At 45.3% G+C, this 24,507-nt stretch carries 21 protein-coding genes, 2 tRNA genes and 1 pseudogene; 16 read left to right on the top strand and 8 right to left on the bottom strand.

Going from position 1 to position 24,507, the window contains the following annotated elements; genetic code table 11:
• The first annotated feature begins 57 nt into the window (after positions 1 to 57).
• On the top strand, positions 58 to 354 hold the full coding sequence (locus LAY41_RS09575) for a hypothetical protein (RefSeq protein WP_249096897.1): 297 nt from the start codon (positions 58 to 60) through the stop codon (positions 352 to 354).
• A 241-nt stretch (positions 355 to 595) separates the two neighbouring features.
• On the top strand, positions 596 to 1,066 hold the full coding sequence (locus LAY41_RS09570) for a DNA phosphorothioation-associated protein 4 (protein ID WP_249096894.1): 471 nt from the start codon (positions 596 to 598) through the stop codon (positions 1,064 to 1,066).
• A 156-nt stretch (positions 1,067 to 1,222) separates the two neighbouring features.
• Here LAY41_RS09570 and LAY41_RS09565 read toward each other — a convergent pair whose 3' ends face one another.
• Positions 1,223 to 2,824: a DGQHR domain-containing protein gene (locus tag LAY41_RS09565; protein ID WP_249096893.1), complete on the bottom strand. Its 1,602-nt coding sequence runs from the start codon at positions 2,822 to 2,824 to the stop codon at positions 1,223 to 1,225.
• Between the two features lie 205 nt (positions 2,825 to 3,029).
• Between LAY41_RS09565 and LAY41_RS09560 the strand changes: the two genes are divergently transcribed.
• The 3 genes from LAY41_RS09560 (at position 3,030) to dndB (ending at position 5,023) form a co-directional block, all read left to right on the top strand.
• Positions 3,030 to 3,554 (top strand): hypothetical protein, encoded by a 525-nt coding sequence (locus LAY41_RS09560; protein ID WP_249096891.1) that lies wholly within the window; start codon positions 3,030 to 3,032, stop codon positions 3,552 to 3,554.
• A 169-nt stretch (positions 3,555 to 3,723) separates the two neighbouring features.
• Positions 3,724 to 3,966, top strand: a complete 243-nt coding sequence (locus LAY41_RS09555; RefSeq protein WP_249096890.1) for a hypothetical protein — start codon at positions 3,724 to 3,726, stop codon at positions 3,964 to 3,966.
• On the top strand, positions 3,959 to 5,023 hold the full coding sequence (gene dndB, locus LAY41_RS09550) for a DNA sulfur modification protein DndB (RefSeq protein ID WP_249096889.1): 1,065 nt from the start codon (positions 3,959 to 3,961) through the stop codon (positions 5,021 to 5,023). Before LAY41_RS09555 ends, dndB begins: the two co-directional genes overlap by 8 nt.
• A gap of 54 nt (positions 5,024 to 5,077) precedes the next feature.
• Here the strand turns inward: dndB and LAY41_RS09545 are convergent, their stop codons facing one another.
• On the bottom strand, positions 5,078 to 6,244 hold the full coding sequence (locus LAY41_RS09545) for a DNA sulfur modification protein DndB (protein WP_249096888.1): 1,167 nt from the start codon (positions 6,242 to 6,244) through the stop codon (positions 5,078 to 5,080).
• Positions 6,245 to 6,417: 173 nt separating this feature from the next.
• On the opposite strand from LAY41_RS09545, the gene dndC reads away from it, so the two are divergent.
• From dndC to dndE, 4 genes are all read left to right on the top strand, one after another.
• Entirely contained in the window at positions 6,418 to 8,049 is a 1,632-nt protein-coding gene (dndC, locus tag LAY41_RS09540; protein WP_249096887.1) for a DNA phosphorothioation system sulfurtransferase DndC, read from the top strand.
• Positions 8,050 to 8,265: 216 nt separating this feature from the next.
• A complete protein-coding gene (gene dndD / locus LAY41_RS09535; protein WP_249096885.1) occupies positions 8,266 to 10,248 on the top strand; it encodes a DNA sulfur modification protein DndD in 1,983 nt (660 codons plus the stop codon).
• A 33-nt stretch (positions 10,249 to 10,281) separates the two neighbouring features.
• Positions 10,282 to 10,671: a GxxExxY protein gene (locus LAY41_RS09530; RefSeq protein WP_249096884.1), complete on the top strand. Its 390-nt coding sequence runs from the start codon at positions 10,282 to 10,284 to the stop codon at positions 10,669 to 10,671.
• 78 nt (positions 10,672 to 10,749) lie between these two features.
• Complete coding sequence (gene dndE, locus LAY41_RS09525; RefSeq protein WP_249096883.1) at positions 10,750 to 11,160, top strand: DNA sulfur modification protein DndE; 411 nt, start codon at positions 10,750 to 10,752, stop codon at positions 11,158 to 11,160.
• Between the two features lie 194 nt (positions 11,161 to 11,354).
• Here dndE and LAY41_RS09520 read toward each other — a convergent pair.
• The 3 genes from LAY41_RS09520 to murA all read right to left on the bottom strand — a co-directional run bounded on the left by LAY41_RS09520 (position 11,355) and on the right by murA (position 13,835).
• Positions 11,355 to 11,438: transfer RNA gene (locus LAY41_RS09520), tRNA-Leu, on the bottom strand.
• On the bottom strand, positions 11,417 to 12,295 hold the full coding sequence (locus tag LAY41_RS09515) for a M48 family metallopeptidase (RefSeq protein ID WP_249096882.1): 879 nt from the start codon (positions 12,293 to 12,295) through the stop codon (positions 11,417 to 11,419). Before LAY41_RS09515 ends, LAY41_RS09520 begins: the two co-directional genes overlap by 22 nt.
• 166 nt (positions 12,296 to 12,461) lie before the next feature.
• Positions 12,462 to 13,835 (bottom strand): UDP-N-acetylglucosamine 1-carboxyvinyltransferase, encoded by a 1,374-nt coding sequence (murA, locus tag LAY41_RS09510; protein ID WP_249097158.1) that lies wholly within the window; start codon positions 13,833 to 13,835, stop codon positions 12,462 to 12,464.
• A gap of 191 nt (positions 13,836 to 14,026) precedes the next feature.
• Here murA and LAY41_RS09505 point away from each other — a divergent pair.
• A tRNA-Leu gene (locus LAY41_RS09505) sits at positions 14,027 to 14,108 on the top strand.
• Positions 14,109 to 14,238: 130 nt separating this feature from the next.
• Positions 14,239 to 15,018 carry a TrmH family RNA methyltransferase gene (locus LAY41_RS09500; RefSeq protein ID WP_249096880.1) on the top strand — a complete coding sequence of 260 codons (780 nt, stop codon included), beginning with the start codon at positions 14,239 to 14,241 and terminating at the stop codon, positions 15,016 to 15,018.
• Positions 15,019 to 15,312: 294 nt separating this feature from the next.
• Here LAY41_RS09500 and LAY41_RS09495 read toward each other — a convergent pair whose 3' ends face one another.
• Positions 15,313 to 15,567 carry a hypothetical protein gene (locus LAY41_RS09495; protein ID WP_249096878.1) on the bottom strand — a complete coding sequence of 85 codons (255 nt, stop codon included), beginning with the start codon at positions 15,565 to 15,567 and terminating at the stop codon, positions 15,313 to 15,315.
• A gap of 177 nt (positions 15,568 to 15,744) precedes the next feature.
• On the opposite strand from LAY41_RS09495, the gene lpdA reads away from it, so the two are divergent.
• The 4 genes and pseudogenes from lpdA to LAY41_RS09475 form a co-directional block, all read left to right on the top strand.
• Positions 15,745 to 17,175, top strand: coding sequence for a dihydrolipoyl dehydrogenase (gene lpdA / locus LAY41_RS09490; RefSeq protein WP_249096877.1), 1,431 nt, complete (start codon positions 15,745 to 15,747; stop codon positions 17,173 to 17,175).
• Between the two features lie 139 nt (positions 17,176 to 17,314).
• Positions 17,315 to 18,211, top strand: coding sequence for an indole-3-glycerol phosphate synthase TrpC (gene trpC / locus LAY41_RS09485; protein WP_249097157.1), 897 nt, complete (start codon positions 17,315 to 17,317; stop codon positions 18,209 to 18,211).
• Positions 18,212 to 18,447: 236 nt separating this feature from the next.
• Positions 18,448 to 18,759 (top strand): DUF5340 domain-containing protein, encoded by a 312-nt coding sequence (locus LAY41_RS09480; protein ID WP_249096876.1) that lies wholly within the window; start codon positions 18,448 to 18,450, stop codon positions 18,757 to 18,759.
• A gap of 122 nt (positions 18,760 to 18,881) precedes the next feature.
• Positions 18,882 to 19,197, top strand: a pseudogene (locus tag LAY41_RS09475) (alanine--glyoxylate aminotransferase family protein); the annotation flags it as partial.
• 159 nt (positions 19,198 to 19,356) lie between these two features.
• Here the strand turns inward: LAY41_RS09475 and LAY41_RS09470 are convergent.
• Entirely contained in the window at positions 19,357 to 22,158 is a 2,802-nt protein-coding gene (locus LAY41_RS09470) for a CHAT domain-containing protein (protein ID WP_249096875.1), read from the bottom strand.
• A 401-nt stretch (positions 22,159 to 22,559) separates the two neighbouring features.
• Between LAY41_RS09470 and LAY41_RS09465 the strand changes: the two genes are divergently transcribed.
• Positions 22,560 to 22,724: a hypothetical protein gene (locus LAY41_RS09465; protein ID WP_249096874.1), complete on the top strand. Its 165-nt coding sequence runs from the start codon at positions 22,560 to 22,562 to the stop codon at positions 22,722 to 22,724.
• 115 nt (positions 22,725 to 22,839) lie between these two features.
• Here LAY41_RS09465 and LAY41_RS09460 read toward each other — a convergent pair.
• Positions 22,840 to 24,507 (bottom strand): autotransporter outer membrane beta-barrel domain-containing protein (locus LAY41_RS09460; protein ID WP_476726980.1); only part of this gene is annotated, 1,668 nt, incomplete at its 5' end.

Genomic DNA, 24,507 nt, shown 5'->3' with positions numbered 1-24,507 from the left:
GTGTTCAGTTTATTTACGCCCACCTACTAAGTAGGTAATTAATAGGAGGAAAATAACATGGCTGAATTAATTGTAAAAAGCACAGAACTAGATAGGGCAGCAGAAATGATTAAGGATGCGCTCGCTAAAAGAATTGCCCTTTTGGAACATAGCAGGGAACGCTATCGAAAAAAGTTGGAGCAGTTTGAAAAGAAATACAATATTACCTCGGATCGGTTTATCAATGAATGGGCTGCTGAAGATTTGGAAGGGAAAGATATGGAGTACGTAGAATGGGCTGGTGAATACCATTTTTTCTTGTCTGTAGAGGAGGATTTGAATATACTGAAGAGTTTAGAGTATGTCACTCAATGAGTATGTCGAGTCACTGCAAATAGTAATTCAGAGATTAGATGATTTTGGCTTAGCTGAGTCGATAGAATTCAACTCCGAATTCAAAGAATAAAATAAGTTATATTTTTCTGCCAAAGTCGTTCTCATCGATCGATCTGAACTTTATCTGAGGGAGTATGTCAATGGCAACTATAGAATTGAGAAAATTGACTACTCCTATAATAGCTGGCTTGGGTTAAAGTGAACAAGGAGTAAATTTAAAATGAGTGCAAGTAAAATCAGAATTGCTAAAGATAAAGCGGATTGGGTAAAAACTTTAACTATCTCCAAGGAAACAACTGGGCCTTTTCAAACTTATGCTGATGTGATGGTATTTGCAGCAGCATTGGGTGCAAAGCGGAAAAAGCGATCGCCTCTGGGTGAAATCTCCAAAAGAGATCCCCTACCAATAGGAATAGAAATTTTTATATCAAGGGGATATGATGCGGTAATTAAGTTGTTAGCGATAGCAGAAACTAAAAGTACACAAATCCTTTCCCCTACAGATGAAAATTCAGAGGAACAACGCATCCATATTTTTGAAGAATATGCCAATGGAGGACTAGAGATTTTGCAAGATGAATTACGAGGAACAGTAAACTATTCAGAAACACTTCTGTTACTCCTAATTTCTGAAAAAGGGAAGCGAGAGGAAAGAGAAGGCGAGTTCGATCTCACCAGATTCCTGTCTTGAGTTAGATTAAAATATATATTTTTAACCACAGATATCCACAACACACCCTCACCCTGAAGGGTGGGGCTACACAAACAAAGCCTGCCTACGCAGGCTAAATAAAGACCGCCTACGCGGTCTTTGTTCGTATAGCCGCGCCTTTAGGCGTTAGGCTAATTAATTCAAAACTGGCGGCAATCCCACTTCTTTCGGTGCAACAAATTTCCCATTAAATCCTACTGCTTTATCTTCAAAAGTTCTCGCTTCAGCAAGATCCCGACGCAAATCCGCACGTTCCAAATCATCATGAACTCCCCCCAAAATATACACTATTAATTTCGTCGCCAAATCTCTTCCCGCAACTAGAATCCGCTTCTTATTCGGGTCATACAAAACTCCATACCAAAGCGACTCTGGATACTCCATATTACTAAACCCATCATCAGTATCGAACTTGCGAAGTTTATCGAAAACAGTTTTCAGCGACAACTTTTTCCGAAATACCACAATTCCCAAAGCTTGCGCTAAAGCAACTTGTCCCACCGGACGGAAAAGTATATTCCCTTCCCCCCCATCTTTCTCAAAACTGAAGCGGCGCAATTGGGGGGTTTCCTCACCCGATTCCAATCTCTGCAAACTCGGTAAATTGGCTAAATAATCGAATAATTTATGAAATTCTGCCAACCCTTCTTCCAGTTCCTCATCATCGGGACGCATGGGAATTAAACCCTTATCTTGCGATGGTTTCCAGTGAGGAAATTTTTGCCCCAAATACCGTTCCGACATCTCTGTCAGCGCTTGCAAAGTTGTTAAAACTGTTGCTTTTGATGCGACGGTCGCACTATCCCAATTCACTCGAGGACTGCGATTTTCTTTATCTTTGAATAGGGGATGAGTGACGGCAAGTTTTCTAGCAATAATTGCAAAACCGTTATTTTCATCTAGTTGTGCTAACTGTCCTTTTGTTAAAGGTGCCGCCATCAAGTTGACGTGAACAAAAATAGACCTGACTCGCCTTCTTGCTTCTTCGCGGGTTTCCCCTGGAACGATGGCGGAAATAAATTCAATGCCTATCTTTTCTTTGGCTAAGTTTTGCAAATAAGCAGGGTCTACTTGGTATTCCTCTCTGAGGTCATCAACTGTAATTACCCCGCCTGTAGGTTTCTTCTCCTTTTTATATCGCTGGAGTTTCCCGGTTTGAATTAACTCCATTAATCCCTGTACTCCCATGAGGCGATGTTGACCGTCTAAAGCAAAAATAGTCACATCTTCGGAAACGTTCAATAAACCAACTTTTGCATCTTTATCTAATGGCATAAAATCAGCTGCAGATTTAATTGCCTTTCCCTCTTCTCCCCATTCGTCAGCTTTGGGGTTATCTACCCAAGGTTGATTTATTACTACTAAAACTGGTGGGAATTTGTGATGTTTTCGCGCTGCTAAATACTGCGCTAACGGTGCTTGACGCGACCAATCTAAGGGACGTTGTTGAATTTCTTCTATGGTTTCGGCGTCAATTTCAATATTTTGGGTGTCCGAATTGAATTTGGGACGGAAAAGCGGTAGGCGCGAGGCGAAGCGAACTCGACTGGCAAACCATTCGAGGGTGACTGAACCGATATAAGCTTCGCTACCACCCATTTCGATTTTTTGGACTAAAATTTGGTCGTTTCGGCTGAGAAATCGGTCTAAAAGGAGAGCTAGTGCTTGTTTTTCTTGGTTTTCTCTGTCCAGGATTTGACTCGCGAGGTCTGTGGCGGGATTGCTGGGAATATTCATAGTTGGGGACTGGGTATTTCTCTTCCCAATGTTGGGGGGTAGGAATGGCTAGTTTTTAAAGATTAGCGGCAAATAAAAATTTAGTCAACATTATTTTTTAAAAATAAGTAGATGTGTAATAATCAAGTTAAAGGATGTTCATATCTTATATACACATAATTTTTTGTTTGTCAAGTCAAGTAATAAAATTTTATGGAGGCTACCTATGACCCAGACACCCAGTGCCAACGGCAATTCCAGCAGATTAGACCGCATAGAAGCAATTTTAGAACGCACGGTAACAGACAGAGAGGTTGACAGACAGGAAATTAACGAATTACGATCGGCCCTGACACAATTAACCACGCAAACGGTAACGGATAGAGAGGCTGATAGACAGCAGACAAACGAATTACGATCGGCCCTGACACAATTAACCACGCAAACGGTAGCGGATAGAGAGGCTGATAGACAGCAGACAAACGAATTGCGTGAAGCTTTGACACAGCTAACCAGGCGGGTGAATAACTTTGTCGAAAGAATGGAGAGATATCGGGAGCAAAACGATGCCAATTACTCTGAATTACTGCGGGGACAAGCAAGCATAATCGAGGTAATTAGACAACTTACTTTGGGACAAGCACAATTGCAACAGACTGTAGTGCGAATAGAAGAAACTCAAGCATCTCTAGCAGCAGCGCAAGAGAGACAAGAACGGATTTTAGATTATTTGATACTGCGAAGCGAGTAATAGTCAGGTTGCTAGTTACGATCGATCCCCCCTAACCCCCCTTAAAAAAGGGGGAACCGGAGTTCAAAGTCCTCCTTAAAAAAGGGGGAACCGGAACTCAAAGTCCCCGACAACCAATTTTTCTACAAAAACAGCCCTACAAATTTATGTAATTTTTGGAGATATAACTATGACAGAAATACCCGATTATAATGCTATGTATAAATCGATCGAAGAGATGGAATCCAATCTAAAACGGATCGTAGAGAGGATGATGCCAACGCCGAACGGCCACTTTTATTCCGACATATACGAAGTAGATTTAAGTCAATTATCACTGAATGAATTGCTCGATCGATTTTCTGAAATAAACGCACGACTTGCTGTGTCACAAGACAAAATTAGACAAAAAGAAGATGGCGAAAATGCTTAACATTTCAACTCCAAATTTTGAATATGTGTTACCAGTAATTCGGGGAATTCAGTCAGGACGCGAATACTATGTTTCTATGTGTCCGGTGCGACTTCTGCCGAAACTTTTCCCTTTGGATGATGAGGAAATACTGCCAGAAATGAGGGGAAAGCGGACGTTAAATCGCCAACGAGTGCCAGTAATTGCTAAATATATTTTGGATAATCCTAAAAGCTATATTTTTTCGGCGATTACGGCATCTATTGATGCAGATATTACTTTTGAACCGATCGGCCCCGATAAGGAAGGAAGGAAAATTGGCCGATTGCGTGTGCCGATGGATGGAAGGTTTATAATTAATGATGGACAACATCGACGGGCGGCGTTAGAAATGGCGCTGAAGGATAATCCCGAATTGGGATATGAGACGATCGCACTTATTCTATTTTTGGATATTGGTTTGGAACGATCGCAACAAATCTTCTCCGATCTCAACCGTTACTCAGTCCATCCCGATTCATCCTTGAATATTTTATACGATTATCGGGACAAATACGCTAATCTGGTGAGGGCGGTTGTGAAGCAAGTCGAGGTTTTCCGAAATCTGACAGATTGCGATCGTAATATACTCCCCACCCGTTCCGGTAAACTATTCACCCTCAATAGCATATATAATGCTACTCTTGCCCTTTTAGTTAATCATCGGGATGGGGAATTGGAGAGTGCGATCGAAATTGCCGTCCGTTTCTGGAATACAGTCAGCAGCTATATTCCAGACTGGGAACAAGTTTTACGCAAAAAGGTAGACGCCGGGGAGATGCGGCGGGACTACATTCACTCTCACCCCACCACCCTTGCAGCTTTAGGCGCAACAGGCGCAACTCTCCTCTCCCTTTATCCTGAGAATTGGTCAGAAAATCTCGAAGGATTAGCGCAAATTGACTGGTCAAAGTCTAATCTAGATTGGGAAAGGGGTATTTTGTCTAAAGGTGGGATATCTGGGTCACGTACCAGTGTTAGTCTGATGACTGCTTATCTTAAAAAGCGTCTGAATTTGCCGCTAACTGCGGATGAGTAACATTTAGAAAATGCCCTTGATTTAAAAACCGCAGATGAACGCAGTTAGTGTTGATTATATCCATCCCTGATGAGCTTTTGCCACACCGACTGCTATTTTTACAGCACTGGCATTTTGTGAAATTTTGTATGGTTTGGCATCGTTCTGCTTTTGGTTAGGTAAAATGATATTCCCATCCCAAAGATGGCTTTTTCTTGACCAATCCAGTTGAGCCAGTTGCGAGACTTTTTCAGGTTTAAAATCTTGGCTATCTGTGTCATAAGTACAGTATAGCAAACGACCTAAAACTTCTAAACCTACACTCATACCCAAGATACAGTATTCCTTAAATTTAGCAACATCTTCAATTGTCAATTTTTCAATGCTTGTTTCAAAAATATATTTTGTCTGAGTACATTCTGAGAAAATTTTATTAAGACAGCTAGCCAAAATATCTGATGCTTCCGCAACGTCATAATCTTTAAGTTCATTACTTGGATCATCAGTAAACGCGCAACTCACCGATCGTGCTATAAAATTAGTTGTGTATATCAATTTTTTGTCTGGACTTCTTTTAATTCTATCTGTCTTATTATAAAACATTGGCACTTTTTCAAGTAAGCTTTTGGTAATGCCAACTCGACCTTCAAACTCACCAAATGACAAAAGTAAGGATTGATCTAGTTGTCTTGTCTGCGCCATATCTCGGAAATCTGCCTGACACTGATTAAAGTCTTCCTCTAAAACCAGCGTAATAGGGAAATCATTATCACCTATTAACTCCCCTTCAGCACTTTCAATTAACTCGTGAATAGCACGCTTGCGATGCTGTCCATCAGTAATATCTAACTTAACGCCGCGAGGAATGATTACTAGACAAATCCCCCTGCCTAATTCGATAATGTCAATCTTGTCAGGAGCGACATTTGCTGTCAGTGTCCCCAAAATCCAGGGTTGACCCTTTCTGGCACGTTTAAGAATATATTGTTTTATTTCCTCAGCATGACCCTTTACCTCTGGGCGATTTTTACCAGAATCAGGATCGTTACCAGTTGATGGTTTTGCCTGGAGAAGAGTAGGTAAGTCATCCGCCGGGATATTGATTTGCACCATTTTTCGCTTCCCCTGCCGGAAAATCAGCCCTGGATAGCACTTCTGACGGTGGTATTTGGCGAAGTATGGCTCAAGCACCTCATCAAGTTCTGGATTTAGATCGGACTGAGGAGGGTTATTGTCAGACATATAAGTTAATCAAATTTGCGTCAAAACATAATTTTATGTCATAAAGCATCCTGGTGTACACCAATAGGGATACCATTTTGCCAAGAGGCAAAAAACAAAGGAAAAACAATTATGTCTCAAGGCATATGGATTATACCACAAAGTATGAATAATGTCAAATGGAGCTTTCGGACATGACAGAAACTCAGCAGATGTCATTATTCCCAGGGCGCAACGTTACCGAGTTAGTGGAAGACATACAATTGCTAACTGAAGAAATTCAAGATCTGTATTGTCTTGACGAAATCCCTTGGGTAATTGGATATAGTGGGGGCAAGGATTCAACAGCAGTATTACAGCTAATTTGGAATGCGATCGCTTCTCTCCCACCAGAAAAGCGTACCAAGAAGATTGATGTTATCACAACAGACACGCTTGTAGAAAATCCAATTGTATCAGCATGGGTTCGTAATTCTCTTGCTCGAATGAAAGCTGCTGCTCTAGAACAGAAAATGCCGGTAGAACCGCATTTGCTGCAACCAGAGTTTACAGAAACATTCTGGGTCGGTTTGATTGGAAAAGGCTACCCAGCTCCTAGAGGTAAATTTCGCTGGTGTACTGAACGCCTCAAAATTAATCCATCTAATCGTTTTATCCGTGATCTTATCCGAAACAGTGGTGAAACAATTCTTGTGTTAGGTACTCGTAAAGCTGAAAGCACAAAACGTGCCTACAGAATGAAAAAAATGGAAGCAAAACGAGTACGCGCTCGCCTCAGTCCTAATATGAACTTGCCAAACTCTCTGGTTTATAGCGTTATTGAAGACTGGCGTGATGATGAAGTTTGGCTTTATCTGATGCAATGGGAAAACCCTTGGGGATATAGCAACAAAGATTTATTTGCTATGTATCGAGGTGCGACAGCAGATAATGAATGTCCCTTGGTAGTTGATACTTCTACTGCTAGTTGTGGCAGTTCTCGTTTTGGGTGCTGGGTTTGCACTATGGTTAGTCAGGATAAATCCCTGACAGCAATGATCCAGAATGATGAGGAGAAAGAGTGGCTACAGCCTCTACTTGATTTCCGTGTTGAACTGGATGTTGAAGATAGTCGTGATCGACGCGATTTTAGACGGCGAAATGGTAATGTGCAACTGTACGAGCGCAATTTAGATGAAGAAATCTCAATAGAGCCTATTCCTGGCCCATATACTAAGGAAGCGCGAGAACATTTGCTGAGTCGGCTTCTAACTGTTCAAGCTGAAATTCGTCGCAATGCACCGCCAGAAATGCGTGACATCACCCTCATCACCAACGAAGAACTCAGCGAAATTCGCCGCATCTGGCTAGAAGAAAGACACGAATTCGATGATAGCTTACCCAAAATTTACCAAGAAGTCACAGGCGAACCATTTCAAGATACCCGTCCTGGCGCAGACAGAACACTACTAGGGAGTGATGAATGGACAGTGTTAGCAGAAATCTGCGAAGAGGATACCATGTACCTAGAACTGATGGCGAAACTGCTAGACACAGAACGCCAATACTATACAAAATCTCGTCGGACTGGAATATATGACGACTTAGAGAAATACTTCGAGAGTAGTTCTCGTTCAAAAGAAGACGCAATTCAAAAAGCCCACAATCAACGCGACTTCAAACAGGCAGCGAATGAAGGCAATGTTGATACCATTAAAACTAGAGTTCAAGGGTTAGATACCATTCAAAATGAAATTGAAAAACCCAAGGACACCTCTAAACAACTAACTTGGGGAAGTTTGAAATTTCCAACTAACGATGTAGATGATTCAGAAGAGGAGGGTTGATTTTTGGGTATGTTGTTGAGCTAAAGCGCAACAACATACCTTTGTTTAATGTGCCAGTTGCATCAGTATTGTATGGTAGGGGCGGGTTTGGCAGATAACCCTTCTGTCGAACAAACAACCTCTCGGCAAAACCCGCCCCTACAATCAGACTTGATATAAGTCCTGTTTCTGATGGCTAATGGTAAAATATAATAAGCATTTACAAATTGGCAAACCGTGAAATTTATCGAACTTGTCCTGCAAAATTTTGGCCCCTACGCAGGACGACAAGTTATCAATCTATCTCCAGAAGAAAATGAAAAATCTGCCCCCATCATCCTGTTTGGCGGTATGAATGGGGGTGGCAAAACTACCCTCATGGATGCTATTCGACTTGCGCTTTACGGACAACGCGCCCAATGTTCTACTCGTGGCAATTTAGGCTATAGCGATTTTCTCACTCAATGTGTGAATCGCCATACGCCACCCACGGAAAAAACCCGCATTGAACTGTTTTTTGAACATATTGAATATAACCAAGTCATCAAATTACGAATAGTTCGTTATTGGACAGCTAATCCCAAAGATGGGAAAGACCATTTAGGCATTCTTGATGGAGAGTGGCCCGATACGGCATTAGCCCAAACTTGGGATGAATACATCGAAAATTTGTTGCCTTTAGGTATCTCTAATTTATTTCTTTTTGACGGCGAACAAGTCAGAGAATTGGCCGACCTAGACACTCCGCCGCCTCTGGTAGTGGAGGCAATTAAATCTCTCTTGGGATTAGAACTGGTTGACCGTCTATCGGTGGATTTAGATGTTCTCGTTAGTCGCAAACGCAAACAACTTGCTGGCGCGAAAGAACTTGCTGATTTAGATGAAATTGAACGCAAACTCAATAAATATAATGATGAAAAAGAGGCGGTTATTCAGGAAATACATAATCTCACCAATCAGTCACATATTGCTAAAAAGAATCGTCAGCAAGCCGATCATAAATTCCTCTCTGAAGGCGGTAAAATTGCCGGAGAAAAAAGTCAGCTTGATCAACAACTGGAAGAGGCTAAAGAAAAAGCCCAGAAACAGCGTCAATCTCTTTGCGAATTAGCGGCAGGTACGTTATCTTTAGCCTTGATTCAACCTCTCCTCATCGAAGCGGAAATTCAAGGCGAAAAGGAATCTCGTTGGCAACAGGCACAAGCAGCGCAAAACTTGATAAAAGAACGCGATCGCCGTTTACTCGATCGCCTGCATCAGCTACAATTAACTGCCCAAAAAATAAAGCAAATTAAAACATTTCTAGACGTTGAAAATCAGACTCTAGCCGAAGATATTGGCAAACCAGAAGAATTCAGATTAGGCGTTGATGCAGAAACTCTAAAAAATCTTAGCCTTCTGCTACATCACCAACTTCCTTTGGAAATTAATCAAGCTGAAAACCAACTGCAATATCTGACTGAATTCGAGTCGGAAATTGACTCGACCGAAAGACAGTTAGCTTCTGCCGCTGCGCCCGAAATTTATCAGCGTTTACTAGATGCTGTCAATGAAGCAAAAGATGAAGAAATTAAAATAAAAGTCGCGGCGGAAATAGCCGATCGCAAAAAGCTGGAACTCGAAAATGCGATCGCGCAAATCAAAAAAGACCTCGCCGCCTACGGCGAAGAATTCATGAACCGCAAAAATACCCACCACATCATTACCTCCGTCGCTAAAGTCCAAAAAACTCTCCAACTATTCCGCGAAAAATTAACTCTCAAAAAACTGAACAAACTAGAAATACAAGTAACCGAATGCTTCCGGTATCTCCTGCATAAATCAAACTTAGTCCATCGCGTCGTCATCGATGCCAATAACTATAGCCTTTCTCTATACGATCCCGAAGGAAAACCAGTACCCAAACATCGCTTATCTGCTGGAGAAAAACAACTATTAGCTATCGCTTTATTGTGGGGATTAGCGAGAGTTTCGGGACGACAACTACCAGTCGCGATCGACACACCTTTAGGACGACTTGATTCCTCTCATAGAGGTAATTTAGTAGAGAAATATTTCCCCTCAGCAAGTCACCAAGTCATCCTACTTTCAACCGATACGGAAATTGGGAAAAATGAAGTAGAAAAGCTGAGAGAACTGGATGCGATCGCACGAGAATATCTGCTAAAATACGATCCTGAACAGCGCCAGACTATTGTGGAAGAGGGTTACTTTTGGTAGCATAGGATAGTTTTTTACCACAGATGAAGACAGATGAACACAGATGAACACAGATGGGAATTGAATCGGATTACGGAGAAGATTATAGGTTGTGCGTTCACAGTGTCGAATACCTTGGGATGCGGTTTCTTGGAGAAAGTTTATGAAAATGCTTTGGTACATGAATTACGTAAAGCAGGGTTGCGAGTTCACCCGCAGTACCCAATAAAAGTTTATTATGATGGGATTGTCGTAGGAGAGTTCGCAGCTGATTTGCTGGTAGAACAGTGTGTGCTAGTAGAACTCAAAGCAATCAGAACTATGACCGAAAAAGATCAAGCTCAATGCCTAAACTACATCAAAGCTACCAACCTACCCCTCTGCCTACTCATTAACTTCGGCAACCCCAAAGTCGAAATCAAACGTATCGCCGGAAACCTTTAACCCACAGATGAACACAAATCATCATCCCATCTGTGTTCATCTGTGTTCATCCCTCTTCATCTGTGGTAAAAAAAACCTATGGAACCACCAACCAACCGAATTCTACTCTCCCAAACAGCAAAAGACCAACTCCTCAAACTCAGACGCTTCACCAAAATCGACCAGTGGAACATCCTATGTCGCTGGGCCTTTTGTCGTTCCCTCGCCGAACCATCCATCCCTTCCCCCGTACCCATCCCCGCCGACAGCAACGTCGAAATGTCATGGCGCGTCTTCGGTGGCGAAATGTCTGATATACTATTACTAGCCCTCAAGCAACGCTGCCACAACGACGGTTTGGGATGCGACAAAGAAATCCTCGCCAACCAATTTCGCCTCCACCTCCATCGAGGCATCGGTTACTTAGCAGGCGACCCGAATATTAAAAAGATAGAAGAGTTAATTACGATCGCACTCCCATCTCAAAATAATCAACCCATAGCCAAATAAGTCGGTTCTTTGAAGTCAAATACGCTGATTTGGACACGGCATAATTAAAATTTTGGTATGACCGAAATTTTAATTATGCCGTGTCCCTACAAAAATGTTCATCAGGAACATTAGCATAATAATTTCAAAATAGTCAGCCCATACCCAAATAAGTCCTATTTTTTTTGACTTTTGACTTTTGACTTTTTGAAGAGTGGGCGGGGAGAGAATCGAACTCTCATGACCGTAAGGCCGCTACATTTTGAGTGTAGTGCGTCTACCAATTCCGCCACCCGCCCTTGGGTGAAGCTTTACTATCATAACCTTGCTTCCCACTATTTTGCAAGAGGTTTTGATAATCTTTGCTGCTAGCCCAGCGATCGATCTCTCTAGCCCGCAGTACCGGCACAGGATGAGTCAGAGTTGCCGTCTGCGCCTCCTTGAGCATTTCCCCCAATTGGCTGCTACTAATATCATCATAAGCCCGTGCCTGGCCTAGAAACGCATCCAGGTTCAGTTGAGGTGCCAAAGTCGGCGAACCACCAGCCAACTTCATCAGCAGCGAACTCACCACTCTAGAATCTTGGATGGCCAGCAGCGCCGCGCGATCGCAAGTAAACTCAGCACATCTTACCCACTGCAACATTTGTCCCTGTAGCGATTGGGCAATCAAACCACCCCAAGAAGGTAATTGACCCGCTGCCAGAATGATGATATTTGCGATCGTCAGATAAACCCCGTGTTCGCACTTCAGATGCCCCAACTCATGGGCAATCACCGCCTGAATCTCCTCCGGCGTCAGCAACTCAATCAGAGAAGTATGCAGCACCACAAAAGGCTGCTTCCCCCGCATCGCAAAAGTGTAAGCATTCGGCATCGGATGCTGCCGCACATACATCTGGGGGGGTTCCAAATCTAACACCCGACAAGCTTCTAGCAGCATCTGGTGCAAGTGGGGCAATTGCTTCTCCCCCACCAAAACGCTAGCCGCAATATTTTCTAAGTAAAAAAACTGTTCGGCCAAGGGCCCAAGCAGATTCCGCACCATTAGGTCAAAACCAGGCAACTGCTTGAGTGCCTTGGTTGCTTCTAAGTCCAGGGGATGACGAAATTGGTCTGCCTTCAGACCGATTAACTGTGTTTTTGAGGAGAACATACAGCGAAATTGCCAGAAAGTTGCAAAGTGGGTTAGCCCTCTATCAAGGATCTTAGTCGCTCTTTACTGATTTGAGACTGAAAATGCACCGCTTGTAAAAATCTACAGAAATCTGTAATGAATTTCTAGAGAAATCTAGAAATTCATACAACAGTTGCCAACCCTTTTATCCAGCCACATTTGCCGGATTGAGAGTAGCTGAGTCGCCCTCAGTTTCTCCCTCCGCCTCTAACCGCTGCAATCGGGCCCCCACCTTTTGCAACTTGGCAACCAGGTTTTCGTAGCCCCGGTCGAGGTGCTGTAATGGCTTGATGGTAGTTTTTCCCTCAGCGGCCAATCCTGCTAGCACCAAAGCCGCAGAAGCCCGTAAATCGGTCGCCACCACTGGAGCCCCAGATAACATCTGCACGCCTCGGACGATCGCATGATTGCCCTTGATCCGAATATCTGCCCCCATCCGATTCAACTCCGCTACGTGGCGCAAACGATTCTCGAACACCGTTTCCGTAATCACGCTGTCCCCCTCGCTCAAAGTCAGCAAGGCCATGAACTGCGCCTGCATATCTGTTGGAAAACCGGGATAGGGTAAAGTTTCGATATCCGTTGCTATGTGCCTTTCGGCACCAATAATCCGCAGGCAATTAGGAGATTCGGTAATTACTTTAGCCCCAATTGCCCTGAGCTTGGAGATTACCGCCGTGAGATGGTCTGGCACGATCGGCGATACACTCAATTCCGAGTGCGTAATCGCCCCTGCTACCAAAAAAGTACCAGCCTCAATGCGATCGGGAATAATGTTGTAATCCACAGAATGCAACCTCTTCACCCCATCGATGATGATGGTATTTGTCCCAGCACCCCGAATCCGCGCCCCCATCGCCTGACAGAAATTAGCCAGATCGGCAACCTCCGGCTCTTGTGCGGCGTTCTCAATGATGGTTTCGCCATCCGCCAAGGTTGCTGCCATCATCAAGGTTTCCGTGGCACCCACGCTGGGGTAGTCCAGGTAGATGTTGGCACCTTTTAGCCGAGGATTGCTACCGCTGACATAAGCATGAACTACCCCATGCTCAATCTGAACATCAGCCCCCATCGCTTGCAAACCCCGGACGTGCAGATCCACGGGTCTAGCTCCGATCGCACAACCGCCAGGGAGCGGTACCTTAGCCACCCCCAGACGCGCCAGCATAGGCCCGATCACAAAGAAACTGGCTCGTAACTGGCTGACCAACTCGTAGGGGGCTTGAGATTGTCTGATGTTCCGGGCATCAATGTCTAAAATATCGCCATTTTTCTCTAATTTAAGGCCCAAAGCTGACAGAATCTGGCCCATCCGCCCCACATCCGCCAAGGAGGGCACGTTACGCAGACGGCAATCTTCCGGGCAAAGCAAGGCACCAGCCATGATCGCCAGCGCTGAGTTCTTCGCTCCGCTAATTTTGACGTGACCGCTAAGGGTGGAGCGACCCCATATTTCTAGAACGGATTTATCTGCTTCGGGCGAAGCATGGCTCTCTGTTAAACCGATAGTAGGAATAATTGTCCTGTCCTCCGAATCAATTTACGTTTGTACATCTTCTTCAAATTTTGTTTAGATTCTACAGGAAACATTCCAGTTGTCCATAATCTAAAGTCATTTTCGCGTCCGATTTCTTGCGCTCCCGTTTTTGGTAGTTGACAAACCCAACCACTTGCAACATAATGATAAATCGCGAGATAAATAAAAAACAAGCGGAACTGGCGGAATTGGTAGACGCGCATGATTCAGGTTCATGTGGTGCAAGCCTTCCGGGTTCAAGTCCCGGGTTCCGCATACCAATGAAGGGGCTAGGGGTTAGGGGCTAGAGGCTAGGGGAAGAGGGAAGAGCGAAGAGGGAGAATTTTCTTTCTTTTGACTTTTGCCCCTAGCCCCTATTCCCTAGTCCCTAGCCCCTAGTCCCTAAATGTTGACCAGTCTTCAAAATCCACTGGTAAAGCAAATCCGCAAACTGCATCAAGCGAAGGAGCGGAAAGAGCAGCAGATGTTTCTGTTGGAAGGAACTCACCTGCTGACAGAAGCCTGTGCTGTAGATTATCCCCTGCGGACGGTCTGTTTTACGCCAGCTTGGCAGGAACGTTATCCAGAACTTTGGCAAGAAGCAAGCAAACGCTGCGAACGGATGGAACTGGTAAGTGCAGAAGTGTTAAAGGCTCTAGCTACCACAGTTCAACCCGATGGAGTAGTAGCTCTAGCACCAAGGTCTCTTACCCAAACACCACCCCTGTCAGGCCCCGGTGTGCTGTTGGCCTTAGAAACAATCCAAGACCCCGGCAACCTCGGTACGACGATCCGCACCGCCGCCGCCGCCAGTGCCGCCGGATTGTGGGTAAGTGAAGATAGTGTAGATTTAGATCACCCAAAAGTACTCAGAGCTTCAGCAGGGCAGTGGTTCCGCCTCCCAATGGCAGTCAGTTCGGATTTAAAATCTTTCGTGCGAGAATCTCAAGCCCGTGGGATGCAAGTTGTAGCCACCATCCCCAACACCAACTTGACCTACTGGGAACTGGACTTGCGCCTGCCAACCTTGATTCTGCTAGGCAACGAAGGCGCTGGACTATCCCCAGATTTAGTAGCGTTGGCAGACAAGCAAGTGAAAATACCCCTTAGTCCAGGGGTAGAATCATTGAATGTAGCGATCGCAGCTGCTTTGATCTTGTACGAAGCACAACGACAACTTCATTAGACATCTCCTTTCAAAGAATGTAGAGACGTTGCATGCAACGTCTCTACAAGGGTTCAAGGGTTAGCACCTTTAATTTCTGGAGATGTCTATTCAATTTTGGATGATTTTTCCCCAATCCCTTCTTGACTTTTGTACGGGCGGGTTTAGCCCACACATCTTATTACCAACAGAATATTTTACAAAACCCGCCCCTACTGACTTTTGAATGAGTGACTTTTCTAGCCCCTTTTTGGTCATAGGAAATAGTTATGAGTTTTGGTGTTGAGTTTTGAATTCAGAATATTTACTCAAGACTCAGGACTCAGCACTTGGCTCTTTTGATTGCGACTGAAAAAAAGCCTCAATCTCAGCTGCGGCCCGATCGAGATCGTATGGTTCAATTGGAGTCGGACTTGCTTGCGGATGTGACAGGGAAGCTCCATCCAAGGCACGAGACAAAGATGCCGATGCCTCAACTGCATCCGATACCAACACATTCTCCAACTGGTCTAAGCTAGCTATAAAAGCTTTAGCGGCCTCACGACGCAGATTTTGCTTACTCCGATCCATAAAATTTCACTCCCAAACAGCGGGTCAATAACCAGGGCTAGTACTGATGAGGATCTGACCTGTATTCAATATGCCCAATATTGACCCCAGGATTGTATCACCGCAAAATAATAATGTTGTCTAAATCACCCAGTCAGTTGAAAATTAAGAAGGGCGCTTAGCACCAGGAGAAGTTCAGTGAGTCAGGGATTTGATTACGACCTCGCGATCGTGGGTGCTGGGGTGGGCGGACACGGTGCCGCCCTCCATGCGGTCAGCTGCGGCTTGAAGACTGCGATCGTGGAAGCAGGCCAAATGGGCGGAACCTGCATCAATCGCGGCTGCATCCCATCAAAGGCGCTATTGGCGGCTTCCGGTCGCGTGCGCGAGTTACGCAACGCCCATCATCTCAAATCGCTGGGGATAAATGTGGGCAGCGTGGAATTCGATCGAAGTGCGATCGCAAACCACGCCGACAACATCGTCAGCAAGCTGCGGGGCGATATGACCAACAGCCTCAAACGCTTGGGCGTAGATATTATCCAAGGCTGGGGCAAAATGGCTGGGCCGCAAAAAATTACCGTTGCCACAGAAGCCGGTGAAAAAACCATTACAGCAAAAGATATAATTATTGCTCCCGGCTCGGTGCCTTGGGTTCCCCCAGGAATTGAAATTGATGGCAAAACAGTTTTCACCAGCGATGACGCCTTAAAGCTGGAATCGCTGCCTCCTTGGGTGGCAATTGTTGGTAGCGGCTACATCGGTTTAGAGTTTTCCGATATTTACTCAGCGTTGGGTTGCGAAATTACCATAATTGAAGCGCTACCAGAACTAATGCCGGGATTTGACCGGGATATTGCCAAAATCGCCGAACGAATCCTCATCGCGCCCCGCGACATCGAAACAAAAGTGGGTGTCCTGGCAAAGAAAGTCACTCCAGGATCGCCTGTGGTTATTGAGTTAGCCGATGCTAAAACTAAGGAAGTCGTAGAAGTTTTGGAAGTAGACGCTTGTCTGGTGGCGACTGGTCGCATTCCCTTCACCCAAAATATGGGCTTGGAATCTGTCGGCGTCGAGACAGACAAACGAGGATTTATACCCGTAAATGACAAGATGGCAGTGCTATCCGCAGGCGAACCAGTAGCTCACCTGTGGGCAATTGGAGATGCAACTGGCAAAATGATGCTAGCTCACGCAGCTTCTGCCCAAGGCATTGCAGCAGTAGAAAATATCTGCGGACGCGATCGCACCCCAGACTATCGCAGCATCCCCGCAGCCGCCTTTACCCACCCGGAAATCAGCTTTGTGGGTATGACTGAAGCAGCAGCTAAAGAATTGGGATCTGCCGAAGGATTTGAGGTCGCCTCAGTAAAAAGTTACTTCAAAGGTAACTCGAAAGCGATCGCAGAAGTAGAAACAGAGGGTTTGGCAAAGGTAATCTACCGTAAAGATACAGGCGAACTCCTGGGCGTCCACATCATCGGTCTGCACGCTTCCGATTTAATCCACGAAGCAGCAGCTGCGATCGCATCTCGCCAGTCTGTCCATCAGCTAGCCTATCTCGTCCACGCCCACCCCACCCTCTCCGAAGTCCTGGATGAAGCCTACAAGAGAGGGGCAAGGGAATAGTGCAAGTGGTCAGTTGTCAGTGGTCAGTGGTCAGTTGTCAGTGGTCAGTTGTCAGTTGTCAAGAAAATTTCTCCTCTGCCCCTCTGCCCCTCTGCCCCTCTCTTCCCCAATCCCCAATTCCCAATCCCCAATCCCCAGTATGCAAATCCGCCGCCGTCCCCCTAATCGCGCAGTAGCCGTACAGGAATTGCGCTATCAAGTTGCCATGCCAGATGCTGCACCAAATAATATTTTGGAGGAAATTGTCTGGCACAAAGAAACTGAAGTTGCCCAAATGCGGGAACGCGCACCCTTGGGTGAGTTGCAGCGGAAAATAGCTTCTTCGCCCCCAACCCGCGATTTTGTGGCAGCTTTGTTGGGGGCAGCTAAAAAACCAGCCCTCATTGCCGAAGTCAAAAAGGCATCTCCCAGTAAAGGCGTCATCCGTGAAGATTTCGATCCCGTAGCTCTAGCTCAAATATACCAGCAAGCCGGTGCTAACTGTATCTCCGTTTTAACAGACGCCAAATTCTTTCAAGGTAGCTTTGAGAACCTGGAACGCATCCGTGCTGCCGTTGACTTGCCCTTGCTGTGCAAAGACTTCGTAATATATCCTTACCAGATTTATCAAGCCCGCATCAAAGGTGCCGATGCCGTCCTGCTGATCGCTGCCATACTCTCAGATAAAGATCTACAGTACTTTGTTAAAATCGCCAATGTCTTAAGTATGACCGCCTTGATCGAAGTGCATACCCTCGAAGAACTAGACCGCGTGTTAGGCTTAGAAAAAGTTACTCTAGTTGGGATTAACAATCGCAACTTGAAAGATTTTTCTGTCGATCTGCAAACAACCTGCGAGATCCTAGAAGCAAGGGGGAACCAACTACAGGAACGGGGCATCCTAGTAGTTAGTGAATCGGGGCTGCATACTTCAGCCGACCTCCGCTTAGTAGCGCAAGCGGGTGCTGGTGCGGTGCTGATAGGTGAATCGCTGGTCAAGCAGCCAGATCCGGCATCTGCGATCGCAGAGCTTTTTGTTAGTGAGCTACCAGAGTGATGATTTATGCGTGTTGAGTTTTTAATTAACAGTCTTAACTCAAAACTCATAACTGAAAACTCAAAAATACCTAAAACCGCCCTGAAAAAGTTAAGCATTTTGAGAGTTGAGCTTTGAAGAAAATTTTTAATTCAAAACTCAAAATTCAAAACTCAAAACTGAAAATTATTCAGCCCCCCCACACCAGCAAAACAAACGTGATTGGGTATTAGTTTGCATGAGGTAGATTCGCGTTCATGGAACCAATTCCTGTTCCCTCTCCAGTACATTACGAACTTATACTCCAACTGCTAGAACGGCAAACAATGTTCGCAGCATCCCAAAAGCCAGAGCTAAAGGAGAAAGTTCACCAGCTGATTATAACTCTGCGTAAAGCGGTCGCTATACAGAAGCAAATTGAAGAAACTTGCGAACGAGCTAATTTGCCGATGGAGCATCGCTGGTCGCTCAATCATGTAAGTTCCCAATCAGCTGAATCGCCCAAGTTGGGTAACCCAGATCTGAACTCTCGTCCAGATCGTCTCAAGCTCCAGCAAGGGCCACCGTAAATTTAAATTTTAGATTTTAAATTTTAGATTTTAGATTGGAGATTCAAACTAAAATCTAAAATCTGCAATCTAATATTGATTTGCTACTGGCTACAGACCACTGACTACTGAAATTATGGACTGCCATTAAAGGGTTGAATTTACCGCTGTTTGCGCCCGATGGTGCTGGCAGTCCGGCAATTACCGCTGTAGCGCCACTGCAAGTCGATGCGGAACAAATTCGCAAAATCCATGAAAAAGCGGTTTGATCTTGCTCTAGCAGGCGGACAAGACCACCTGACAGGCAAAATCTTCCGCATCGGTCACTTGGGTTTTGTGAGCGATCGCGATATCCTGACTGCGATCGCATCCTTGGAAGCAACCCTCGTAGAATTGGGACATGAAGGCTTTACACCTGGGGCTGGTGTCGCCGCCGCCGCTAAGGTGTTCGCCCAATAAGAAACTAGGGGCTAGGGGCTAGGGGCTAGGGACTAGGGAAGAGGGAAGAGGGAAGAGGGAAGAGGGAAGAGGGAAGATAGAGAAGATTCTGCTCTTCCCCCTCCCCCCCTCTCTCTTTCTTCCCCCTAGCCCCTAGCCCCTCTTCCCTAGCCCCTCTTTTCACAGCCAATTTCCTACCAAAACATAAGGTGCCCAGAAATAAGGATTCCTGAAATTGCGGTTCTGCAACAGACTAATCTGGGCGCTGCGAAGTGCCTCTGCTTTACTTATGCCGGGATTAGCTAACTTTTGATAAAATTCAGTCATCAGAGCCGCAGTAGACGAATCGCTCACCCTCCACAGCGTTGCCAGAGTGCTGCTTGCTCCCGCCCTAACCGCTACCCCAGCAAGCCCTAAAGCCGCTCTTTTATCTCCAGTTGCTGTCTCGCAAGCACTGAGAACAAGTAATTCAATCGGTCTGGGTATACGCGGATTTTTGCTTCGGAGTAATTCATCCAACTGCTTGACGTTGATCGGGCCATCCCAAGCGAGAATAAATGTGTTTTGGAAATTGGAGCTAAACTGGCCATGAGTCGCCAGGTGAACTACAGGAAAAGGAACCGCTCTTACCTCACTTTCGAGAGTCGCGCTGGTAAACTCCTGATTCAAAAGCCTTGTTGTACCGCGAACTTCAGCATTCACTAGCGCCAATTCTGCTCTCACACCAGGTAGAGCAGAAAACCCCTGGCGCGACTCGCTCAATCCACCAGCCAAAGCCCTCAGCCTACCTCGCGTCAGCGGTTGTCGCTTTAGCAACTGCAAACCTGGAGTCAGGGCAATGCTATACTGTTCCACCAAATACCGATCGCCGTTGTAGAGAGCAGCCATTGGGATATTCCGCAACGAACCATCTAATACAAACACCAACGTTTGTACCCCACTCGTCTTTAATTCTGTCTCGATGGGCCGAATCAGCCAGTCATACACCTGTTGAGAAAGACGCAAGCGCTCCTCTTGGTTGGAGTGACGAATACCCAAGGCTTGTCTGAGATCGTTAAGGGTACTTTCAACCTGCTTCTGTTCAATTTGTGTGGTGTAGTTACGCAGAGGCTGCTGCGGGAGACTGAGAATTACTTCTATTCGATCGTCTAAAATAACTGGATAGATAACAGCCGCCGTGCGATCGATCTTATCAATCAATTCTGGTATTGCATCCAGACAAGCTTCCCGGAAAAAATTATCCAGTTCAGCTAATTGTAGAGATTCAATAACGTTACGGGCTTGAACCAGGTTTTTTTGACTCACCTCCCCCTTTCCTCCCCCCTCGTGTACGGGGGGGGACACAGGGGGGGGTTGCAAAAGCAAATCGAATAGCTGCCGATAGACGGGTTCCACACTATCCCGAAAGGAAAACTGAACGTCTGGATTGATAGTAGCTAAATCGCTGCGGAGGGATTGTAAAGTGATAACCGCTTCAGTGTAAGCTGTAATAGCATCCTGAGTTCGGCCTTCAGCTTTGAGCAAACGTCCCAACTGCCATTGCCACCGATAAGCAATATCCTCTGCATTATTCGCCTGAGCCAAAAGTAGCGCTTGCTGAGTTAACTGTTGGGCGCTATCAAATTGCTTAGCTTGTTCGTACAATTCGCCAAGATTTCCGAGTGCGAAAGATTCAGCTCGCTTATCTCCCAAACTTTTTGCCTCCTGAGAAGCTTTAGCTAAAAGTTGAGCGATATCTTGGTAATTAGTTATTGCTTGTTCCCCAGTCCCCAGTTTCAGCTTCATCAAACTTTGAGCCAAGTTAATTCGAGCGTAAATTGCGATCTGACTGGGGGGTAATTGAGTAATTTCAGACTGAATTTCAGACTGCAACACTTGAGCCTCAGACCGCTGTTTGCTATCCACTAATAAGCTCAGTTGATTTAAGTTTGCCTGAAGCCGTGTAGTTCCATAATTAGATATGTTTGCCGCTTGTCGGTAGTATTCTAAAGCTAGTTTAATTTTTTGTTCTACTTCTTCTCTGTCCTCGGAATCTGCTGCGAAATCTTCTACTCTTTTGGCTAAGCTTCTTTCGATATTACCCAAATTGAGCAAAGCGATACCGATATCTGGAGGAGATTGTAAGCGTTGGGCTATTGCCAAACTTTGTTGACATATTTGCAGGGATTTGTCTAGATCGCCACTAATGCGAAGGGCGTTAGCAAGCGTCAGCAATCCTGTGGATTTGATCGGAGAATCGGGTTGATTTTGCAGACGTTTTTCTAAATCTTCTAATGTTTTGGATGCTCGACGAGAAAATCCCAGAGTTTGTAGAGTTTGGGCCAAGTTGATTGTGCTGCCAGTAATCCCGGCTTCATCGCCTGCTTGCGTGTATGCAGCAGTAGCTTGTTGCAAGCTAGTTAGAGCGTCTTCTGGTTGTCCTAAAGACAGTTGGAGACGACCTTGGGTGTTTAAGGCAATACCAAGAATTTGCGCCCGTTCTCGACCTGCATTTCTTACTGTTTGCAGAATATTTAAACTGGATAATATAGCTCTTTTGGCATTCTCCCAATTCCCAAGTTTTTGATAAGCCAATGAAATAAAATTAAGTGCTAAAGCTTGATTTAACACATCTTTTTTAGCTGCAAAGATTGTTTCTGCTTCCTGCCATATTCTGAGAGCATCCGAAAACTTTTCTGCCTGGTATAATGATTTCCCTTGTTGCAACAATTGCCGAGCATCTGAGGATATATAATTTTGAGTTATTAGTGTTTTAATTGAATTACTTTGTGTTAAATTATAACTAAAATTTAGCCAATCCAAACTTTCTTTGGAAATTGCTGGCTCTGTGAATATGCAGTGTGCCGAAAGTACTATCCCTAAACCCCAAAATATGGCACAACTCCGTTTCAGATTCTGTAATTTGGTAAATCCAATAATCTGCCTAGCTTGTTTGGCCAGAGATTGTATATAATGTAAAAGTACAGATTGTTTTTTAGGCATATTATTGCGGGCGTTAGATCAAATGGTAGGTTGTGTTGGGCATAGTCGATTCAACTATTTTAGATAACGTCGTATGATATCGTGTTCGGTTGCCTCGTTTGTGTAAGAGTGGTACGGGAAATTTTCTGTTGTCATTGAGGGTTAAATTTTTACCGCAGATGAAGACAGATAAACGCAGATAAACGCAGATAAGAGAGAGATTTTTTTAGGCAATCTATGCTACCGGACATGATATGAGATATTAAAGACTAATCCATCTAACTGTGTTCTGTCAAACTGGGTTGAAACTTTACTTTTTCTTAGGCTAGAACGGCGCGTAAAATCGTCATTTTTTCCCAAATTGACAGAAGAGGGCTAAAGTAGAATTAGACACCAGTCGATTTGGGATTACATAGCCATCTATGACGAACAGCGATCGCTTCAACCGGATGGAAGACCAACTAATTGATATGCGCCTAGCAGTCAGTGCTGTGCTGGAAACCGCAACTCAACACCAGCGCAACTTTGAAACCATCCAGCGTAACTTTGAACCCCTCATGACCGAAATTCGAGATATAAAGCTTTAAATTCGAGATATTCGCGCAGATATGAGGGAAATGCAGTCGGATATTCGAGGATCGCAAACAGAAAATCGGCGTATTCTCGACATCTTACAGCATCGTAGCGATGAGCAAGATCCTTCTAATGACAGTTAGGTGGCGTTAGTAGTGGAGTTCCGTGAGGTGTCACCTTTGGCGCTTGGGCTGTAAGGATAACTTCGCCATTAGGGCCAATTATCCAACCTTGAGCTTCGACAATTTTGTCATTTGTCATTTGTCCTTTGTCAGTTCCAATTGACGAGTGACCGCTGACTGCTGAGGACTGACTGCTGAGGACTGAGGGAATGCGTAAATCTTCCCAAAATATGTCACCGCTGAGGGTATCGTCAGGACTGGGGGGCAAACCACCGCGACCAGTGACAAAAAAGGTATTATCTTCATTAACTGCGGGACAAGCTTGGACAATTAATCTGGTAGAATCAACAACCTCGACAGGGGGGATATCGGGAGGACTAATTTCCACCTGACCTTCTACCCTCAATTCGCCACTGGGTTTGATGATACTATCCAGGGATTGAAATACTGCTAAACCTGATTCTAATAAAGGTGCGATCGTAATATTACTACCTCCTTGAGGATTTTGAGCATCAGTTCTGACTTGGCTACCTTCAAGAAGAACTAGGGTTTCTGTATTAATAGTGATATTGCCTTCTGCGGTGCGATCGGCTGAGACGGCAGATATTTGGGCTTGACCGCGTAGTTGAAGAGTGCGCGATCGCAAATCAATATTTCCAGCCTTACCTGTCACAGATTCAGCTCGCAGGGAGCCTAGATCCCTAATCAGTATAAACGGTGCTGCGGCTATTAAGTTACCTGGATTTCCCGAACCTGTACTGCTGACGATCGCTTCGGCCCGATCTCCGACTATCAAGCTATCAGCTTCAATATCCAACGTACCAGCATTTCCAGCTCCCGTAGACAAAGCAGATATTTGTGCGGGATTGGGACTACCATCAAAGTTCTTTCCCACACCAGTTATTTCCACTCCATCCGTGGCTCGAATGGTCAAAGAACCCGCATTTCCTTGTCCCAGAGAAGCTACCCCCACTCCTGCTCCATCTTTGACGCTCAAACTTCCTGTGTTAATAATTACATCTCCCGCATTTCCCATCGCTCCTGATTCGACTCTAGCCAACAAGCCGCTGGGAAGGCTACCATCGGGCGATCGACCAATCAACTCTATGCGATCGGCCCTCACCCTCAAAATTCCCCCATCCCCATCTGCATAGGTGGAAGCCGCTACCTGACCTCCATTTCGCGTCACTAAGGAGTTAGTTGACAGCTGCAAATTGCCGCCCTTGCCAGACCCGGAAGTGGAGGTTGACACTTGGGCTGGGTTGGAACTCCCATCCACGTTGGTTCCCACCCCAGTTATTTCGACCGTCTGAGCTTGTACGGTTAAAGACCCCGCATTTCCCTGTCCTAGAGAACCCGCTGTCAATCTTGCCCCATCGCTGACCTGTAAGTTCCCGGTCACGACGTTTGCATTTCCAGCATTTCCTGTGGCTCCTGATTCGACTCTAGCCAATATACCGCTGGGAATACTGCCATCAGGCGATCGACCAATCAACTCTATGTTATTGGCATTAATATTTAAAATTCCCCCATCCCCATCTGCATAGGTGGAAGCCGCTACCTGACCTCCATTTCGCGTCACTAAGGAGTTAGTTGACAGCTGCAAATTGCCGCCCTTGCCAGACCCGGAAGTGGAGGTTGACACTTGGGCTGGGTTGGAACTCCCATCCACGTT

The sequence above is a fragment of the Argonema galeatum A003/A1 genome (assembly GCF_023333595.1).
GTDB lineage: Bacteria > Cyanobacteriota > Cyanobacteriia > Cyanobacteriales > Aerosakkonemataceae > Argonema > Argonema galeatum.
Note: the sequence above shows the minus strand (reverse complement) of the source record. Positions and strands in the feature narration are given on the sequence as shown.

Coding starts and splice junctions, on each gene's coding strand:
- LAY41_RS09480 (WP_249096876.1), top strand. CDS start 18,448: ATGGAACCAATTCCTGTTCCCTCTCCAGTACATTACGAACTTATACTC.
- LAY41_RS09530 (WP_249096884.1), top strand. CDS start 10,282: ATGAACACAGATGAACACAGATGGGAATTGAATCGGATTACGGAGAAG.
- dndB (WP_249096889.1), top strand. CDS start 3,959: ATGCTTAACATTTCAACTCCAAATTTTGAATATGTGTTACCAGTAATT.
- LAY41_RS09575 (WP_249096897.1), top strand. CDS start 58: ATGGCTGAATTAATTGTAAAAAGCACAGAACTAGATAGGGCAGCAGAA.
- LAY41_RS09565 (WP_249096893.1), bottom strand. CDS start 2,824: ATGAATATTCCCAGCAATCCCGCCACAGACCTCGCGAGTCAAATCCTG.
- LAY41_RS09515 (WP_249096882.1), bottom strand. CDS start 12,295: ATGTTCTCCTCAAAAACACAGTTAATCGGTCTGAAGGCAGACCAATTT.
- dndE (WP_249096883.1), top strand. CDS start 10,750: ATGGAACCACCAACCAACCGAATTCTACTCTCCCAAACAGCAAAAGAC.
- LAY41_RS09465 (WP_249096874.1), top strand. CDS start 22,560: ATGACGAACAGCGATCGCTTCAACCGGATGGAAGACCAACTAATTGAT.
- LAY41_RS09570 (WP_249096894.1), top strand. CDS start 596: ATGAGTGCAAGTAAAATCAGAATTGCTAAAGATAAAGCGGATTGGGTA.
- LAY41_RS09500 (WP_249096880.1), top strand. CDS start 14,239: ATGTTGACCAGTCTTCAAAATCCACTGGTAAAGCAAATCCGCAAACTG.
- LAY41_RS09495 (WP_249096878.1), bottom strand. CDS start 15,567: ATGGATCGGAGTAAGCAAAATCTGCGTCGTGAGGCCGCTAAAGCTTTT.
- LAY41_RS09560 (WP_249096891.1), top strand. CDS start 3,030: ATGACCCAGACACCCAGTGCCAACGGCAATTCCAGCAGATTAGACCGC.
- dndC (WP_249096887.1), top strand. CDS start 6,418: ATGACAGAAACTCAGCAGATGTCATTATTCCCAGGGCGCAACGTTACC.
- LAY41_RS09555 (WP_249096890.1), top strand. CDS start 3,724: ATGACAGAAATACCCGATTATAATGCTATGTATAAATCGATCGAAGAG.
- trpC (WP_249097157.1), top strand. CDS start 17,315: ATGCAAATCCGCCGCCGTCCCCCTAATCGCGCAGTAGCCGTACAGGAA.
- LAY41_RS09545 (WP_249096888.1), bottom strand. CDS start 6,244: ATGTCTGACAATAACCCTCCTCAGTCCGATCTAAATCCAGAACTTGAT.
- LAY41_RS09470 (WP_249096875.1), bottom strand. CDS start 22,158: ATGCCTAAAAAACAATCTGTACTTTTACATTATATACAATCTCTGGCC.